Origin of the sequence: Acidovorax sp. GW101-3H11, assembly GCF_001633105.1 — a bacterium.
Classification (GTDB): Bacteria; Pseudomonadota; Gammaproteobacteria; order Burkholderiales; family Burkholderiaceae_C; genus Acidovorax.
Map to the genome: position 1 here is coordinate 121,935 of NZ_LUKZ01000019.1, position 17,217 is coordinate 139,151.

At 66.4% G+C, this 17,217-nt stretch carries 18 protein-coding genes; 14 read left to right on the top strand and 4 right to left on the bottom strand.

What is annotated here, in order from left to right; all coding sequences use genetic code 11:
* The first annotated feature begins 2 nt into the window (after positions 1-2).
* Together A1D30_RS16700 and cobT are read left to right on the top strand one after the other, a co-directional pair.
* Positions 3-1,481, top strand: coding sequence for a cobyric acid synthase (locus A1D30_RS16700; RefSeq protein ID WP_109790972.1), 1,479 nt, complete (start codon positions 3-5; stop codon positions 1,479-1,481).
* 48 nt (positions 1,482-1,529) lie between these two features.
* The gene (gene cobT / locus A1D30_RS16705) at positions 1,530-2,600 is read left to right on the top strand and encodes a nicotinate-nucleotide--dimethylbenzimidazole phosphoribosyltransferase (protein ID WP_063461851.1); all 1,071 of its coding nucleotides are present in this window, start codon (positions 1,530-1,532) and stop codon (positions 2,598-2,600) included.
* A 13-nt stretch (positions 2,601-2,613) separates the two neighbouring features.
* Here cobT and A1D30_RS16710 read toward each other — a convergent pair whose 3' ends face one another.
* Positions 2,614-3,810: a GGDEF domain-containing protein gene (locus A1D30_RS16710; protein WP_242421925.1), complete on the bottom strand. Its 1,197-nt coding sequence runs from the start codon at positions 3,808-3,810 to the stop codon at positions 2,614-2,616.
* A 271-nt stretch (positions 3,811-4,081) separates the two neighbouring features.
* Between A1D30_RS16710 and A1D30_RS16715 the strand changes: the two genes are divergently transcribed.
* From A1D30_RS16715 to A1D30_RS16750, 8 genes are all read left to right on the top strand, one after another.
* Positions 4,082-5,152, top strand: a complete 1,071-nt coding sequence (locus tag A1D30_RS16715; RefSeq protein WP_063461852.1) for an ABC transporter ATP-binding protein — start codon at positions 4,082-4,084, stop codon at positions 5,150-5,152.
* 61 nt (positions 5,153-5,213) lie between these two features.
* Positions 5,214-6,527 carry a PotD/PotF family extracellular solute-binding protein gene (locus A1D30_RS16720; protein WP_063461853.1) on the top strand — a complete coding sequence of 438 codons (1,314 nt, stop codon included), beginning with the start codon at positions 5,214-5,216 and terminating at the stop codon, positions 6,525-6,527.
* A 305-nt stretch (positions 6,528-6,832) separates the two neighbouring features.
* Positions 6,833-7,747, top strand: coding sequence for an ABC transporter permease (locus tag A1D30_RS16725; RefSeq protein ID WP_063461854.1), 915 nt, complete (start codon positions 6,833-6,835; stop codon positions 7,745-7,747).
* A 1-nt stretch (position 7,748) separates the two neighbouring features.
* Entirely contained in the window at positions 7,749-8,636 is an 888-nt protein-coding gene (locus tag A1D30_RS16730; RefSeq protein WP_063461855.1) for an ABC transporter permease, read from the top strand.
* A 12-nt stretch (positions 8,637-8,648) separates the two neighbouring features.
* Complete coding sequence (locus A1D30_RS16735) at positions 8,649-9,410, top strand: GntR family transcriptional regulator (RefSeq protein ID WP_063461856.1); 762 nt, start codon at positions 8,649-8,651, stop codon at positions 9,408-9,410.
* 16 nt (positions 9,411-9,426) lie between these two features.
* On the top strand, positions 9,427-10,173 hold the full coding sequence (locus A1D30_RS16740; protein WP_063461857.1) for an aspartate/glutamate racemase family protein: 747 nt from the start codon (positions 9,427-9,429) through the stop codon (positions 10,171-10,173).
* Positions 10,174-10,227: 54 nt separating this feature from the next.
* Entirely contained in the window at positions 10,228-10,452 is a 225-nt protein-coding gene (locus tag A1D30_RS16745; RefSeq protein ID WP_063461858.1) for an AbrB/MazE/SpoVT family DNA-binding domain-containing protein, read from the top strand.
* A complete protein-coding gene (locus A1D30_RS16750; protein ID WP_063461859.1) occupies positions 10,449-10,844 on the top strand; it encodes a type II toxin-antitoxin system death-on-curing family toxin in 396 nt (131 codons plus the stop codon). The genes A1D30_RS16745 and A1D30_RS16750 overlap by 4 nt, the downstream gene beginning before the upstream one ends.
* 95 nt (positions 10,845-10,939) lie before the next feature.
* Here the strand turns inward: A1D30_RS16750 and nth are convergent, their stop codons facing one another.
* Positions 10,940-11,578, bottom strand: coding sequence for an endonuclease III (gene nth / locus A1D30_RS16755; RefSeq protein WP_063461900.1), 639 nt, complete (start codon positions 11,576-11,578; stop codon positions 10,940-10,942).
* A gap of 2 nt (positions 11,579-11,580) precedes the next feature.
* Positions 11,581-12,549, bottom strand: coding sequence for a LysR family transcriptional regulator (locus A1D30_RS16760; protein WP_063461860.1), 969 nt, complete (start codon positions 12,547-12,549; stop codon positions 11,581-11,583).
* A 122-nt stretch (positions 12,550-12,671) separates the two neighbouring features.
* Between A1D30_RS16760 and A1D30_RS16765 the strand changes: the two genes are divergently transcribed.
* Positions 12,672-14,144 carry an amidase gene (locus tag A1D30_RS16765; RefSeq protein WP_063461861.1) on the top strand — a complete coding sequence of 491 codons (1,473 nt, stop codon included), beginning with the start codon at positions 12,672-12,674 and terminating at the stop codon, positions 14,142-14,144.
* Positions 14,145-14,196: 52 nt separating this feature from the next.
* On the top strand, positions 14,197-15,180 hold the full coding sequence (locus tag A1D30_RS16770; protein WP_063461862.1) for a tripartite tricarboxylate transporter substrate binding protein: 984 nt from the start codon (positions 14,197-14,199) through the stop codon (positions 15,178-15,180).
* 22 nt (positions 15,181-15,202) lie between these two features.
* On the opposite strand, the gene A1D30_RS16775 is transcribed toward A1D30_RS16770, so the two are convergent.
* Complete coding sequence (locus A1D30_RS16775) at positions 15,203-15,679, bottom strand: GyrI-like domain-containing protein (protein ID WP_063461863.1); 477 nt, start codon at positions 15,677-15,679, stop codon at positions 15,203-15,205.
* Between the two features lie 118 nt (positions 15,680-15,797).
* On the opposite strand from A1D30_RS16775, the gene A1D30_RS16780 reads away from it, so the two are divergent.
* Positions 15,798-16,988, top strand: coding sequence for a PLP-dependent aminotransferase family protein (locus tag A1D30_RS16780; RefSeq protein WP_063461864.1), 1,191 nt, complete (start codon positions 15,798-15,800; stop codon positions 16,986-16,988).
* The gene (locus A1D30_RS16785) at positions 16,988-17,209 is read left to right on the top strand and encodes a SlyX family protein (RefSeq protein WP_063461865.1); all 222 of its coding nucleotides are present in this window, start codon (positions 16,988-16,990) and stop codon (positions 17,207-17,209) included. The genes A1D30_RS16780 and A1D30_RS16785 overlap by 1 nt, the downstream gene beginning before the upstream one ends.
* Positions 17,210-17,217 lie beyond the last annotated feature (8 nt).

Consider the following 17,217-nt stretch of genomic DNA (forward strand, 5'->3'; position numbering starts at 1 on the left):
TGATGGTGCTGGGTACCACCAGCGGCGCGGGCAAAAGCTGGCTGACCACCGCGCTGTGCCGCTACTACAGCAACCTGGGCCTCAAGGTGGCGCCGTTCAAGGCGCAGAACATGAGCAACAACGCGCGGGTGGTGGCCAGTGAGACGGGCAGTGGCGAGATCGGCTCTGCCCAGTACTTTCAGGCCCTCGCCGCCCGCGCTGAGCCCGAGGTGCGCATGAACCCGCTGCTGCTCAAGCCCGAGGCCGACACCCATAGCCAGGTGGTACTGATGGGGCAGGTGAGTGCAGAGCTCACGGCCATGCCCTGGCGCGGCCGCAGCGAAAAGGTGTGGCCGCAGATAGCGGCTGCGCTCGATGCATTGCGTGCCGAAAACGATGTCGTGGTGATCGAAGGCGCAGGCTCGCCCGCCGAGATCAACCTGCACGCCAGCGACATCGTCAACATGCGTGTGGCCCGCCATTCTGAAGCCCGCTGCCTGCTGGTGACCGACATCGACCGGGGTGGCGCGTTTGCCCACCTGTATGGCACCTGGGCGCTGTTGCCCGAGGATGAGCGCGCACTCATCCACGGCTTTGTGCTCAACAAGTTTCGCGGCGACGCCAGCCTGCTGGCGCCTGCGCCGCAGATGCTGCAGGAGCTGACCGGTGTGCCCACCGTGGCCACCATCCCCATGCACTGGCGCCATGGCCTGCCCGAAGAAGACGGCGTGTTCGATGACCGTACCCTGGTGGCGGGCGCCGTGCACACCACGGTGGCCGTGGTGGCCTACCCGCGCATCAGCAACCTCGACGAGTTCCAGCCGCTGAAGAACGTGCCCGGCGTGCGCTTGCTGTGGGCGCGCAGCCCGGCGGACCTGGGTGGTTTGAAGCCCACAGACTGGGTGGTGCTGCCCGGCTCCAAGGCCACCGCCGCCGACCTGGCCTGGCTGCGCGCGCAGGGCCTGGACCAGGCGATTGCCCAGCACGCCGGGCAGGGCGGCACGGTGCTGGGTGTGTGTGGTGGCCTGCAGATGCTGGGCGAGGCGCTGATCGACACCGCAGGCATCGATGGCAATGCGCCCGGCCTGGGGCTGCTGCCCCTGGTCACCACCTTCGAGGTTGCCAAAACCGTGCAGCGCACGCAGGCGCAGTTTGGCGCAATGTTGGGCGCGTGGGCGGCGCTGGCTGGCGTGCTCGTCACAGGCTATGAAATCCACCACGGCCAGACGGCCCAGCACCCGGCCATGGCCGCCAAGGGGGATGTGGCGCGCGAAGTGATCCCGGGCATTGCCTGGCAAAACGCTGCGGGAAATGTGCTGGGCGTGTATCTGCATGGCCTGCTCGAAGACCCCGCTGTGCTGCAGGCCCTGTTTGGCCGTGGGGGCGCGTCCCCCGTTCCCACGCTCGACGCCGTGTTTGACGGCCTGGCCCGCATGGCCGAGGCCAGCTTTTCCCCGGGTGCGCTGCAGGCGCTGATCGCGCCAGATTCCACGGCTGCCTGAGCGCCTGTCCCTCGTTCCATTTCGTTTTCTGCTTCTTTTCCTCACACCATGCAATCCCTCGCCGCATTCAACGTCCCCGCCATTGCCGACATCTCCGACGCACCATTGACTGCCCGCCTGCAGCACCTGCTTGACAACAAGACCAAGCCGTTGGGGTCGCTGGGTCGGCTGGAGGCGTTGGCCTTGCGCATTGGCCAGGTGCTGGGCACCGAGGCCCCCGCGCTGCTGCTGCCGCAGATGCTGGTGTGCGCGGGCGACCATGGCTTGGCGGCCAAGGGGGTCTCGGCCTTCCCGAGCGACGTGACCTGGCAGATGGTGGAAAACTTTCTGGCCGGTGGCGCCGCAGTGAGCGTGCTGGCGCGCCAGCACGGGCTGCAGCTCACGGTGGTGGACTGCGGTGTGGCGCGCCCTATTGCACAGCGCGAGACAGCCCCCGGTGCGCCGCGCCTGCTGGTGCACAAGGTGGCGCCCGGCACGGCCGATGCATCGGTGGGCCCGGCCATGACGGCGGAGCAGTGTGCCCAGGCCATCGCCAACGGCATGGAGGTAGTGCGTGGCCTGCCGGGCAATGCATTGCTGCTGGGTGAGATGGGCATTGGCAACACCTCGGTGGCATCGCTGCTGCTGGCGCGGCTGGCTGGGCTGCCGCTGGCCGAGGTGACAGGCGCTGGCACAGGCCTGGACGCAGCAGGCATCGAGCGCAAACGCGCTGTGCTGCAACAGGCGCTGGATGCCAATGCCGATGCCGCCACGCCGCTGGCCGCCCTGGCTGCGCTGGGGGGTTACGAGGTGGCGACGCTGGTGGGCGCGGTGCTGCAGGCAGCGGCCGAGCGCCGTGTGATTGTGGTGGACGGCTTCATCACCAGCGCCGCCGTGCTGGTCGCCAGCCGCCTGCAGCCCGCCGTGTTGCAGCGCTGCGTGTTTGCCCACCGCTCGGGCGAGCGGGGGCACACCCTGATGCTGGCGCAGATGCAGGCCGAGCCGTTGCTGGACCTGGGCCTGCGGCTGGGCGAGGGCTCGGGTGCCGCGTTGGCCTGGCCGCTGTTGCAGTCGGCTTGCGCGGTGCTGGCCGAAATGGCGAGCTTTGAGTCCGCCGGGGTGGCCACCCAGACGGCCTGACACGGCTTTGCGGTCAATCGCAGGCAACTGTTTGGGCCGAGCCTGCCTGCGCCGCGCGTGGCGCCTGAACGGGCTCCGAGGCCACCACGGTCCGGTTGCGCCCTTCGCGCTTGGCGCGGTACAGCGCCGCGTCGGCGCGTGAGAGCATCGCGTCCAGCGTGTCGTGGGAGCCGGTCCAGCTGGTCAGCCCGATGCTGACCTGGCAATCCAGCGCATGGCCGGTGGCCAGCGTGGCGTGGATGCGTTGGGCCACCACCATGGCGGCATCGGCATCGCTGTCGGGCAGCAATACCAGAAACTCCTCGCCCCCGTAGCGCCCCAGCCTGTCTGCGCGGCGCAGCACCTGGCGCGTGCATTCGGCAAAATGCACCAGCACCGCATCACCATGCTGATGGCCCCGGGTGTCGTTGACGGCCTTGAAGTTGTCCAGGTCCACCATCATGATCGACGGACCGTGGCCGTAGCGCTGGGCGCGCTCCAGTTCGTCCTCGCAGCGCGCCAGCAGCGCGCGGCGGTTCAGCGTGTTGGTCAGGGAGTCGTGCGTGGCCAGGTGTTCCAGCTCGGTGCGCAGGCGATCGGTGGCCATCAGCACCGCACCGATGGAGAGCATGAGCACCATGAGCACATAGGCGCCGATGTAGAGGGTCTGGAACAGCGAGGGTTCCATCAGGTCGGAGCCGCCCTTGCCGATCAGGATGGACGTCAGGCGCACGGCCAGCACCAGCGTGTGCACGGCCAGCACCACCTGCACCAGCCGCACCGGGAAGCTGCGATCGCCCTGGCGCAGCATGAAACGCAGCTGCGCCACATAGATGCAGCCCATCAGCACCGTGAAAAAGCCCACCCGCAGCGTGTAGCTGGGAAACCAGTAGGTGAGCACCACAAACACCGTGGTGCTGCCCGCCATGATCCAGCCCCAGAAGCGCCAGTCAAAGCGGTGCCCCAGAAAGTGGCGTGTGCCCATGTAGTAGATCAGGGCACCCAGCACCAGCAACTGGTTGGCAAGCACCAGACCCAGCCAGGACGGGATCACACCCCGCGCACTGAAGAGCACGGTGGACACCAACCACAGAAGCGGGGCAACGGCCCAGGCACCGACGCCCCGGATGGAGGGCGGGTAGTGGCGCCGCATGAAGAGCAGAACGACGGCCATGATGGCGGACATGAAGCCCGCCATGGCAATCATGGAGCGTGGATCGAGGTTCGTCATCCGTCGTGCGTGGGTGGGGTGGCGCGCCTGCGTAAGCAATTGTTTCTTATGCCTGGGCCCAGTATAGCCACGCGTTGTGGGTGCCTGGTCTGCAAGGCAAGTGCCCGCCGCCAGACGCCCGTGCACCATGAAGGCCCCGGGTGCGGGCCGGGGATGGTGCATGGCGTGCGCCCCGCTGGGGCGGTTGCGCACGGCGTTGGTGCATTTTGTATGCAATGTATTAAAAGCATTGTGTACAAAGTTGGCATGGGCTTTGCATACACCCTGGCCCATGCACGCCACCACTTCTGCGCAGGCTCCCGCCGCCATCGAAATTGTTGCGCTCACCAAGCGCTATGCCAGCGGCAAACCCGCCGTGGATGCGATCAACCTGCGCATCGCCAGCGGCAGCTACTGCTGCTTGCTGGGCCCCTCGGGCTGCGGCAAGAGCACCACCTTGCGCATGATTGCCGGGCACGAGTCGGTGACCAGTGGCGACATCCTGCTGGAGAACCGCAACATCACCGACCTGCCCGCCGCCGCGCGCGGCACGGCCATGATGTTCCAGAGCTTTGCGCTGTTCCCGCACCTGTCGGCGCTGGACAACGTGGCCTTCAGCCTCAAGATGAAAGGCGTGCCCAAGGCCGAGCGCCAGGCCAAGGCGCGCGACCTGCTGGAGCGCGTGGCGCTGGGCCACCTGGCCGAGCGCAAGCCCGCTGAACTCTCTGGCGGGCAGCAGCAGCGTGTGGCGCTGGCCCGTGCGCTCATTACCCAGCCGCGTGTGCTGCTGCTCGATGAACCCTTGTCGGCCCTCGACCCTTTCCTGCGTATCCAGATGCGCGCCGAGCTGCGCCGCTGGCAAAAGGAACTGGGCCTGACCTTCATCCACGTCACCCACAGCCAGGAAGAGGCCATGGCCCTGGCCGACACCATGGTGGTGATGAACCACGGCGTGATCGAGCAGGTGGGCAGCCCGCACGAGGTCTACAACCGGCCCGCCAGCGAATTCGTGGCGCGCTTCATGGGCGGGCATAACGTGATCGACACGCCCGAAGGCAAGGTGGGCGTGCGCACCGATCACCTGCAGATTGCCCCCGCCAGTGCCGAGCTGCCCTGGGGCGCCCAGCGCATGTTGGCCGTGGTGACCGATGTGGAGTACCAGGGCACCTACGTGCTGCTGGGCCTGCAAAAGCAGGGCGTGGCCCTGTCGGCCAATGCCACGGCGGCGTATTCGGTGATGGTGTCTGAAGCCGCCTTTGCCGCGCAGCCCTACCGGGTGGGGCAGGGCGTGCAACTGCACTGGACGCCCGACCAGGCGCATCCGCTGTCCGTGCCCGCTCCCGCAATGGCCGCAGCCGTCTGACCGCGCCGCTGCGCTCCCTGTTTTTTCACCCGTCCCCTTCCGCAACCCAAGGAGTTTTCCCATGTCCGATGCTTCCCGTGCTGATTCCCCTGTTGTTGTCTCCGATGCCACTGGCGTTGTCCGTGAAGCCACTGGAGTGGCGCGCCGTTCGTTGCTCAAGGGCACGGCGGGCATCCTGGCGGCTGGCGTGTTCCCGGCCGTGCATTCGCAGGAAAAGATCGTGCTGCGCTACCTGGGCACGGCGGTGAACCAGGACAAGGCGATTGCCGAGAAGTTCAAGGCGGACACCGGCATCGAGATCCAGTATGTGGCCGTGACCACGGACGATGTGACCAAGCGCGCCGTCACCGCCCCCAACAGCTTTGACCTGATCGACACCGAGTACTTCTCGTTGAAAAAGATCGTGCCCACGGGCAACCTGAAGGGCATCGACACCAAGCGCATCAAGAACGCCGACAAGATCACCACGCTGTTCACCACCGGCCAAGTGGCCGGCAAGGCCGTGGGCGACCAGGGCACCGCGCCCAAGAAGGTGATCTACCTGGAAGGCGAAAAGTCCAAGAAGTTCGCGACCGCGCCCACGCAGTTCATGTCGCTCATCCCCACCGTGTACAACGCCGACACGCTGGGCATCCGCCCCGACCTGATCAAGCGGCCCATCAACTCGTGGGCCGAGCTGCTCAACCCTGAGTTCAAGGGCAAGACCGCGATCCTGAACATTCCTTCCATCGGCATCATGGACGCCGCCATGGTGGTCGAGGCCCTGGGCCTGTACAAGTACCCCGACAAGGGCAACATGACCAAGAAGGAGATCGACCTCACGATCAAGACCCTGATCGAGGCCAAGAAGCAGGGCCAGTTCCGCGCGCTGTGGAAGGACTTCAACGAATCGGTGAACCTCATGGCGTCGGGCGAGGTGGTGATTCAGTCGATGTGGAGCCCGGCTGTGACCGCGGTGCGCACCAAGGGCATCGCCTGCAACTTCCAGCCGCTCAAGGAAGGCTATCGCGCCTGGGCCGCAGGTTTTGGTCTGCCGGCCACGCTGTCGGGCCGCAAGCTTGATGGCGCCTATGAGTTCATCAACTGGTTCCTCGACGGCTGGGCCGGTGCCTACCTGAACCGCCAGGGCTACTACAGCGCCGTGCTGGATACCGCCAAGTCCAAGATGGAAGCCTACGAATGGGCCTACTGGATGGAAGGCAAGCCCGCCACACAGGACATCAAGAGCCCGAATGGCGACGTGCTGGCCAAGGCCGGTGCAGTGCGCGACGGCGGCAGCTACGAGTCGCGCATGGGCGGCATTGCCTGCTGGAATGCGTTGATGGATGAGAACAACTACATGGTGCAGAAGTGGAATGAGTTTGTGGCTGCTTGATGGGCTGAGGGCGATGCCCTGGCTTCGACAGGCTCAGCCCGAACGGTTCGGGGATGGATGCTCGCTTTCCCCCGCCCGTTCGCACTGAGCTTGTCGAAGTGTGGGTCCACGCACTTGCTCTTGATACCGATTTGTTTTCAGTGATCCCTCAACCCGTTCACGCTGAGCTTGTCGAAGCGCCGCGCAAGGCTTCGACAGGCTCAGCCCGAACGGGTGAATGGGGTGGATGGATCGACCCGACCATCGAACACCCGTCCCAATGAAGCGCCACGCTCTCCCGAGCCCCCTTGCATGAATTGATTGCCATGAGCACGACCACCACACCGTCCCTACCTGCTGCTGCCGTCCCTGGCCGCAGCATTGCCGCCTGGTGGCAGGCTGCGCCGTTCACGCTGGTGTTCGTGCTGTTCTTCCTCGTGCCACTGGCGCTGATCGTGATGGTCAGTTTCTGGGACTTCAACGAGTACGAGCTGCTGCCCGGCTTCACGTTCAAGAACTACGTGTCGATTTTTGCGGGCTGTGGTGATGCGTCAGACGGCCTGTGTGTCACGCTCAAGACGTATTACTCCACGCTCAAGTTCAGTTTTCTGGTGTGGCTGATCACGTTGGTGATCGGCTTCACCGTGGCCTATTTTTTGGCTTTTCATGTGCGCTCGTCCGGCATGCAGACGCTGCTGTTTGTGCTGTGCACCATCCCGTTCTGGACCTCGAACGTGATCCGCATGATCTCGTGGGTGCCACTGCTGGGGCGCAACGGGCTGGTGAACCAGACGCTGATGGGCATGAACCTCATTGAGACGCCTGTGGAGTGCCTGCTGTTCTCGGACTTCTCGGTGGTGCTGGCCTTTGTGCACCTCTACACCATGTTCATGATCGTGCCCATCTTCAACAGCATGATGCGCATCGACCGCAGCCTCATCGAGGCCGCCAGCGACAGCGGCGCGAGCGGCTGGCAGACGCTGTGGAACGTGATCGTTCCGCTGTCGCGCACCGGCATCATCATCGGCTCGATCTTCGTGATCACCATCGTCATGGGCGATTTCGTGACCATCGGCGTGATGGGTGGGCAGCAGATCGCCTCCATCGGCAAGATCATCCAGGTGCAGACCTCGTACCTGCAGTTCCCGCTGGCGGCTGCCAATGCCGTGATTTTGCTGGCCGTGGTGCTGATGATCATCTGGGGCCTCACGCGCCTCGTCGATATCCGCAAGGAGCTGTGAGATGAAAGTGCGCGACACCCGCCCCGCCAGCTTCTGGCCCCTGGCCATCTTCTTTGCGCTGTTCGTGCTGTTCATGTACGGGCCGATGTTTGTGATCTTCATCCTGAGTTTTCAGGGGCCGGAAGGGGGGCTCACCTTTCCGATGCGCGGCGTGTCGTTGCACTGGTTCACCAAGCTGGCCGAGGGGCTGGGCGTGGTGGACATCGGCGCGGCGCTGTGGCGCTCGCTGGGGCTGGGCCTGGCGGTGATGCTGTGCACGGTGGTGCTGTCGGTGCTGGCCGGGCTGGCGTTTCGCAAGCGCCTGGCGGGCGGCAACACGCTGTTCTTCATCGTCGTGGCCAGCCTGATCATGCCGTCCATCATCGTCTCGCTGGGCATCGGGCTGGAGTTCCGGCTCATCGACAACGGCATCAAGGCTGCGCTCGAATGGCTGGGCATGGAGAGTGCACTGGAGGGCTACGGCACATCACTCGGCCTGTTCACCTCGGCCCTGGGCGCGCACCTGACGTGGACGCTGCCGTTTGGCCTGCTGATCATGTTCGCGGTGTTCAACCGCTTCAACCCCGCTTACGAAGAAGCCGCGCGCGACCTCGGCGCCACGCCCTGGCAAGGTTTTGCGCACGTGGTGCTGCCGCTGATCGCACCGTCGGTCGTGGGCATCGGTATGTTCGGCTTCACGCTGAGCTGGGACGAGATCGCCCGCACCTCGCAGGCGATTGGCGATGTGAACACGCTGCCGCTGGAGCTGCAGGGCCTGACCAGCACGGTGACCACGCCGTCGATCTACGCGCTGGGCACGCTGACCACCGTGGTGTCGTTTGTGGTCATGGGCATCACGCTGGCGCTGGTGTGGGCTTTGGGGCGCAGGCGCAAGGGCCGCGCGGGTTAAAAACGGCAGCTTATGACGACCACCCCTTCCAAGCCACGGCGCGCGCGCGCTGTAGTCACCGCGCCGCCCGTTGCGTCCGACGTTACCGGCCAGCTTAGCGACAACGACATGTACGACCGCATGGTCTCGGCCATCCTGGACCACCGCCTGCCGCCCGGCACCAAGCTGGTGGAAGACAAGCTGGCGGCGGCCTTCGGGGTTTCGCGCACGCGGGTGCGGCCTGTGCTGGTGCGCCTGGCCAACGAGCAGGTCGTCACGCTCACGCCCAACCGGGGCGCATCGATTGCGCAGCCCACGCCGCAAGAGGCGCTGGAAGTATTCGAGGCCCGCCGCCTGCTGGAGCCGCGCCTGGTCGAGCTTTTCATTGCCAACGCCACCGATGCCGACATTGCCGCGCTGCGCACCTGCATCGACGACGAAGAGGCTGCCCGTGCCAGCGGCGACATGCGCCGCGCCATCCGCCTCTCGGGCGACTTTCACCTGCATATCGCGCAGGCGGCCGGGCACCAGACGCTGGGGCGCATCCTGCGCGAGTTGGTCTCGCGCACCTCGCTCATCCTGATGACCTACAGCCCCAGCCACGCCCAAACCCGCGAAGAGGCCACGGCCTGCGGATGCCGCGAGCACCGGGCGCTGATCGACGCCATCCGCCTGCGCGACGCGCGCGAGGCGCCCCGGCTCATGCTGGCGCACCTGGCACGCATCGAAACGCAGCTGGAGTTCACCCCGCCAGCCAGCGGTGTGCCCGATCTCGCACAACTGCTGGGCGCCTGAATCCCGCGACCTTGCCATGCGCCAGCTGCTTGTCATCAACCCCAACACCTCGGCCAGCGTCAGCGCCTTGCTGCAGCGGCATGTGCAGGCGGCGGCGGGTTTGCATGTGGCGGTGCGCACAGCCACGGCGCGCTTTGGCGCCCCTTACATCGCCTGCGAAGCCAGCTACGCGGTGGCAGCCCACGCCGCACTGGATGCCTGGGCCAATGAGCTGGCACAACCCAAGCCGCAGCCCGGTGCCGTGCTGATCGGCTGCTTTGGCGACCCGGGCCTGATGGCGCTGCGCGAAAGCAGCCCGGTGCCTGTGACTGGGCTGGCCGAGGCGTCTTTCATCGAAGCGGCGCGCCATGGCCGCTTTGGCATCGTCACGGGCGGCGAGCGCTGGGGCCCCATGCTGCAGCGCCTGGCGCAGGCGCTGGGCCACGCGCACGGGCTCGCGGGCATCCACACGGTGGCGCCCACGGGCGCTCAGCTGGCGGCAGACCCGGAGGCCGCGCGTGTGTTGTTGGCCCAGGCGTGCCGCGACGTGGTGCGACAGATGGGCGTGCAGGCGGTGATCCTGGGCGGGGCGGGGCTGGCCGGTATGGCCGCTGCCGTGCAGCCGCAGGTGAGCGTGCCGGTGATTGATAGCGTGGTGGCCGGTGCCACCTGGGCGCTGCGCGCGCACCCGGTGCCGCCGGAGCGCAAGTTGGCGGGGTTTGATGTGGCGTGGGCGGGGGTGTCGGGGGAGATGGCGGCTTTGGGGATGGCAGGGGTGGTTTGACTGTACCCAGGGGGAAGTTTAGTATTACGTTTGTAATTACTTGAAGGATCTTCCATGCACATGCTCAAGCTGACCCAGATCGGAAATTCTGTTGGTGTTGTTTTGCCCAAGGAAGCCCTGGCGCGTTTGAAGCTGGGCAAAGGCGAATCCATCTTCCTGACGGAAACGCCCGATGGTTATGCGCTGACACCGTACGACCCCACCCTTGAGGAAGAGATCAAGGCTGGCCGTGAGTTCATGCACGACTTTCGTGACACCTTTCACCAGCTGGCCAAATGAGCTGGCGCTGGATTAGCAAGCAGGCGCTGGTTCTGCTCCACGGTGAAAGCCTTGCCACGCACGGCGGGCGCGAAGGCATGCGTGATGAGGGCTTGCTGGAATCTGCCCTGATGCGGCCGCAGAACATCATGGCGTATGCGGATGCCGACAATCCCCCAGACGCAGCGGCCCTGGCCGCGAGCTATGGGGTGGGCCTGGCCAAGAACCATCCCTTCGTGGACGGGAACAAGCGGGCTGCGTTCCTGGCCGTGGGCTTGTTCCTGTATCTCAATGGCTTGCGTTTGCAGGCCACCCAGACAGACGCCACGTTGACCATGCTCGCCGTCGCCGCAGGCGACATCACCGAAGAGGCGTTTGCGGCTTGGCTGCGGGAGCACGCCGTAGCACGTTGAGTGAAATTTGAAGCGTTTTTAGGCTCTACCGCCTATCCAGTAAGCACTTTAAGCTATAAAAATGATAGCTAAATACTGCACCCGCGCCTGCTGGCTCAGGGCGCGGGCGTCTTCGGCCGGTAGTCGCAATGCTCGCTCACCACACATTCCCAGCAGCGCGGCTTGCGCGCCTGGCACACATAGCGGCCCAGCAGGATCAGCCAGTGGTGCGAGTCCACCGCATAAGCGGCGGGCACGCGCTTCAGCAGCTGCAGCTCCACCGCCAGCGGGTTCTTGCCCGGTGCCAGGCCGGTGCGGTTGCTCACGCGAAAGATGTGCGTGTCCACCGCCATGGTGGGCTGGCCGAAGGCCACGTTCAGCACCACATTCGCCGTCTTGCGGCCCACGCCGGGCAGGGCCTCCAGCGCTTCGCGCGTGCGGGGCACCACGCTGCTGTGCTGCTCCACCAGGATGCGGCAGGTCTCCATCAGGTTCTTGGCCTTGGTGCGGTACAGGCCGATGGTCTTGATGTAGCCCTCCAACCCCTCCAGCCCCAGGTCCAGAATGGCCTGCGGCGTGCCCGCCACGGGGAACAGCTTGCGCGTGGCCTTGTTCACGCCCACGTCGGTGGCCTGTGCCGACAGCAGTACGGCGGCCAGCAGCTCGAACGGCGTGGTGTATTCCAGCTCCGTGTTGGGCCTCGGGTTGGCCGCCTTGAGGGTGGCGAAGAAGGGCTCGATCTGGGCGGTTTTCATCATCATCGTTGGCGGGGTGGGGCAGGGGGCGGGCTTCTTTTGGTGGGCGTGGCCGGTGGCGCATTGTCCCGCAGCTGGGCCTGCAAAAACTCCAGGAACATGCGCACCGCAGCGGGCAGGGTGCGGCCGCTGAGGGTCTGCAGCTCGGCGGCGCGGGCGCCCATGCCGGGCTCGCGGATCTGGGCGGCATGCAGCTCGCCGCGCAACACGCGGTCGCGCACTGTGACCTCGCCTGAGATGGACAGGCCGCCGCCATGCAGCACAAAGTGCATCAGCGTCTCGAAGTGGTTGCACACCAGGGCGGGTTCGAACACCAGGCCGCGCTGGCTGCAGCCAATGTCGAACAGCTGGCGCACGGTGTTGTCGCGCTCGGGCAGGGCGATGGGGTAGGCGTGCATCTGCGCCAGCGTGACGGAGTGGGCGCGCGCCAGCGCGTGGTCGGGCCGCATGATGGCAATCACGGGCGCGGCCTGGCGGTGCTGCACCACGATGTCCCGCTCGGCCGAGCGGCTGTAGGTCAGGCCAATGTCCGCATCGCCGTTGAGCACCGCCGTGGTCACGGCAGCCGGGCTGGCCACGCGCAGGTGGAACTGGATGCCGGGGTATTGCAAGCGGAACTGCGCCATCACGCGCGGCAGGAACTCGATGGCAAACCCTGCGGAGCTGCAGATGCGCACCAGCCCCGTGCGCAGGCCCTGCAGCGCCTGGATGTCGGAGACCACGCGGTCGGCCTCCAGCGCCCCCCGCCGGGCATGGGCGGCCAGCAGCTCGCCCGCCGCGCTGGGCGCCATGCCGCGTGGGCGCCTGTCAAACAGGGGCACGCCCAGCAGGTCTTCGAGGGCAGCCACCTGGCGGCTCACGGCCGAGGGCGACACATTGAGGCGCGTGGCGGCTTCGCTGACGGAGCCGCTGCGCACCACCTCCAGGAAGTAGCGCAGCGCGGTGTCTTGAAGGCGGCTGGATGAAAGCATGGGGCGTCTTTTGCTGTGGATTGCGTAAAACGCAAAGATAACCCCAGAAATCGTCGATTGTCGAAACGCAGCGGGCTGCTTATGCTGACTTGCAAATGACACATTCACCGGCCCCCGCCCCCATGCCTTCTGCAACCAGCGTCACCCCGGGTGGCACCCCCAGCCACATCGTGGACTACACGGCCACCGGCCTGTCGCGCGCCATCCATGCGCGGGAGGTCTCCTGCGCCGAGGTGCTGGATGCCTACCTGGCCCAGGTGGACCGGCTCAACCCCGTGGTGAACGCCCTGGTGGCGATGGTGGACCGCGACGCCCTGCGCGTGCAGGCCGCAGAGCGCGATGCGCAACTGGCGCGTGGGGAGAGCCTGGGCCCGCTGCACGGGTTTCCGCAGGCGCCCAAGGACATCATGCCCGCAGCGGGCATGGTCACCACGCGGGGCTCGCCCATCTTTGCCGGGCAGGTGTCGGCCACCGACGCCGTGGTGTTCGAGCGCATGCGTGCAAGCGGCGCACTGTTCATCGGCCGCAGCAACTCGCCCGAGTTTGGGCTGGGCGGCCACACCTACAACCCGGTGTACGGCACCACGCGCAATGCCCACAACCCGGCCGTGTCGGCGGGCGGCAGCAGCGGCGGTGCGGCGGTGGCCGTGGCGCTGCACATGCTGCCCGTGGCCGACGGCTCGGACATGATGGGATCGCTGCGCACGCCAGCGGCCTTCAACAACGTGTATGGGCTGCGCACCTCGTTCGGCCTGGTACCGCACGGGCCGACGGAGGAAGTGTTCTTCCAGCAGTTCAGCGTGTCCGGGCCCATGGCGCGCAACATCCCCGACCTGGCGCTGCTGCAGTCGGTGCAGGCAGGTTTTGATGCGCGCCTGCCGCTCACGCGGCGCCATGAGGACGTGGCCTTGCTGGGCCAGCCGCTGGAGCGCGATTGGCGCGGTGCCCGTATTGGCTGGCTGGGCGACCTGGGTGGCCACCTGCCCGCCGAGCCGGGCGTGTTGGCCACCTGCGAGCAGGCGCTGGAACACTTTCGCACCCTGGGCTGCACCGTGGAATCCGTGGTGCCCACGTTCAATCTGGAGCAGCTATGGAACGCATGGATCGACCTGCGCAGCTTCAGCGTTGCCGGGGCCAATGCGGCCCTGTACCGCGATGCGCAGACCCGTGCGCTGCTCAAGCCCGAGGCGGTGTGGGAGATCGAGCGCGGCATGCGCCTCACGGCCCTGCAGGTGTACGACGCGGCCCGCGTGCGCAGCGCCTGGTACCAGGTGCTGCGTGGCCTGTTCGAGCAGTTTGACTTTTTGGTGCTGCCCGCTGCGCAGGTGTTCCCGTTCGATGCCGGGCTGGACTGGCCCCACGAAGTGGGCGGCCGCACCATGGACACCTACCACCGCTGGATGGAGGCCGTGGTGCCCGCCACCATGGCGGGCCTGCCTGCATTGGCCGCCCCCGCAGGCTTTGGGCCTGGCGGGCTGCCTGCGGGCTTGCAGATCCTTGGCCCGGCGCAGCAGGATGCCGCTGTGCTGCAGATCGGCCATGCCTACGACCAGGCCAGTGGCTATGCCCGTGTGGCGAGCCCGTTGCTGGGTTGATGTGCCAGATGCCAGTCCGCTTTTCTAGAATTTTTTGACCGGAGAACTCCCCATGTCCTTGCCGCGCTCCCGTTTTATTTCCTGTCTTCTGGCTGGCGCGTGTGTGCTGGCGGCGCCCGCCGTGGCCTGGGCGCAGGGCTATCCTGAGCGGCCCGTCAAGCTGGTCATACCGTTTGCCCCCGGCGGCGCCACCGACATCCTGGGGCGCCTGCTGGCCACGGCCATGGCCGAGCGCCTGGGCCAGCCCATGGTGGTGGAAAACCGGCCCGGCGCGGGCACGGTGGTGGCCGCCTCGCTGGTGGCCAAGGCCCCGGCCGACGGCTACACCTTGCTGCTGGGCGCCAACACCACGCTCACCATGAACCCCGCCATCCGCACCAACCTGCCGTACGACCCGGTGCGCAGCTTCACGCCCATCGGCATGGTGGCGGACATGGGGCTGTTGCTGGTGGCACACAACGACGTGCAGGGCAACTCGCTCAAGGACATCGTGGCGCAGGCCAAGGCCGCGCCGGACAAGTTCTCGTATGGCTCCTACGGCACGGGCTCCTCCGTGCACTTCGGCGCCGAGATGCTCAAGACCACGGCAGGCTTTCCGATGATGCATGTGCCCTTCAACGGCAGCTCGCCCAACCTCACGGCGCTGATGGGCGGGCAGGTGCAGCTAGCGGTGGACACGGTGGTGGCCTCCACCCCGCTCATCAAGGCGGGCAAGATCAAGCCGATTGCCGTGCTGAGCCCGCAGCGCCTTACGCTGTTGCCCAATGTGCCCACGGTGGCCGAGAGCGGCTACCCGGGCTTCGACATGGGCTCGTGGTTTGCGTTTGTGGGCCCGGCAGGCCTGCCCGCTCCGGTGCAGAAGAAGCTGGAGAAGGCCCTGGCCGACACCATGGCATCGGCCGAATTCAAGAAGAAGCTGGTGGACATCGGCATGACCCCCGCCTGGGGCAACGGCGACGCACTGCGTGCCCGCATCGAGCGCGAACTGCCGCTGATGCGCGCCGTGGCTGCGCGGGCGGATATCCGCGTCGATTGACGGGCGTGCGCAGCCGCGTTGCTCAGGCGGTGCGTTGCACCGCCAGGTACAGCCAGCAGGGAAACGCGCCTGTGGCGGGGTTGACCGCAAAGTTCTCGTCATAGACCTCGATGGCTGGCCGCGCTGCAGGTTCCCAGCCCACAGGGATCTGCCCCGGCGCCGCCATGCCAGCCCAGGCGGCACCGATTTCGGGCCCGGTTCCGACGAAATGCAAACAAGCGTAGTCGCCCCCTGCAAAGTCTTGAATCTGCGCTTCGGTGCCCGTGCGCAGCCCGACGCCCACCTGCACACAGGCGTCGTAGCGGCACTGCGCGGGCGGGGTGCAGGCGGGGTTGTCCAGGCTGATGCCGTAGTACCTGGGGCGCGGATCAGTCAGTCCGTGTGCCTCGCACCACCGGCCAAAGCGCTCCCACAGGTGCGTGAGCGACGGGCCGTAGGGGCCGGTCTGGCGCATGTAGGCCAGGCGCATGCGGGGCAGTTGGCGGATTTCGAGGGGCATGGGGGCTCCGTAGCGGGGCGGTGGTTCAGGTTTTTGCCCCTGCAGTCTAAGCCGCAGGAAACCTGCACGCCAATTGGCGACAATGCGGGATCCTTTGCCACCCACTTCTGTCCACGCCATGCAATTTGCCGACCGCCTGAACAATGTAGAAACCTCCGCCATCCGCGAGCTTTTCAAGCTGCTGGGCAAGCCCGGCATCATCAGCTTTGCGGGCGGCTTCCCCGACAGCGCGATGTTCGACGTGGAAGGCATCCGCGCCGCCAGCAACGCCGCCCTGGCCGAAGAACCCGGCGCCGCGCTGCAGTACGGCGCCACCGAGGGCTACAACCCGCTGCGCGAGCAACTGGCCGCCTTCATGACCAGCAAGGGTGCCAAGGATGTGGCGGCCGACAACCTGATCGTCACCACCGGCAGCCAGCAGGCGCTGGACCTGCTGGGCAAGACGCTCATCAGCCCCGGCGACAAGGTGATTGTGGAAGGCCCCACCTTCCTCGCCACCATCCAGTGCTTCCGCCTGTATGGCGCTGAACTCATCAGCGCACCCATCGACGGCAATGGCGTAAAGACCGACGAGCTGGAAAAGCTCATCGCCGAGCACAAGCCCAAGTTCGTCTACCTGATCCCCACCTTCGGCAACCCCAGCGGCGCCATGCTGAGCCTGGAGCGCCGCAAGGCCGTGTTGGAGATGGCCGTCAAGCACAACACCCTGATCGTCGAGGACGACCCCTACGGCGACCTGTACTTTGGCGATGCGCCACCGCCCAGCCTGCTCAACCTGTCGGCCACCGTGCCCGGCAGCCGCGAGCTGCTGGTGCACTGTGGCAGCTTGAGCAAGGTGCTCTCGCCCGGCCTGCGCGTGGGCTGGATGATCGCCCCGGCCGAGCTGCTGGGCAAGGCCACCATGTGCAAGCAGTTCAGCGATGCACACACCAGCACCTTTGCGCAGGCCACGGCCGCGCAGTACCTCAAGGCCGGCCGCATGCCCGGCACACTGGCCAACGTGCGCAAGGTGTATGCCGAGCGCGCCCAGGCCATGGGCGATGCGCTGCGCAAGGAGCTGGGCGATGCCATCGAATTTGTGCAGCCCCAGGGCGGCCTGTTTGTGTGGGCGCGCCTCACCGGTGCGGGTGGCAAGGTGGCCGACGGCAACGTGCTGGCCAAGCGCGCGATTGAAAAGGGTGTGGCCTTTGTGCCTGGCACACCGTTCTTCTGCGCCAACCCCGACCACGCCACCTTCCGCCTGTCGTTTGCCACGGCCGATGTGGACAAGATCCGCGAAGGTGTGGCGCGCCTTGGGCAGGCGGTGTGATGGACGACGCCCAGCAGCAGATCATTGAGCGCCTCGAAAGTCTGGAGATCAAGGCCAGCTTCACCGAGGACCTGCTGGACCAGCTCAACATGACCATCTACCGCCAGCAGGAGTTGATTGACCGGCTGGCGCAGGAAGTCATCCAGCTGCGTCGGCAGGTGCCCGAGGGCGGTGGCGCGGCGCCGCGCAACCTGCGCGACGAGCTGCCGCCGCATTACTGATCTTCTGA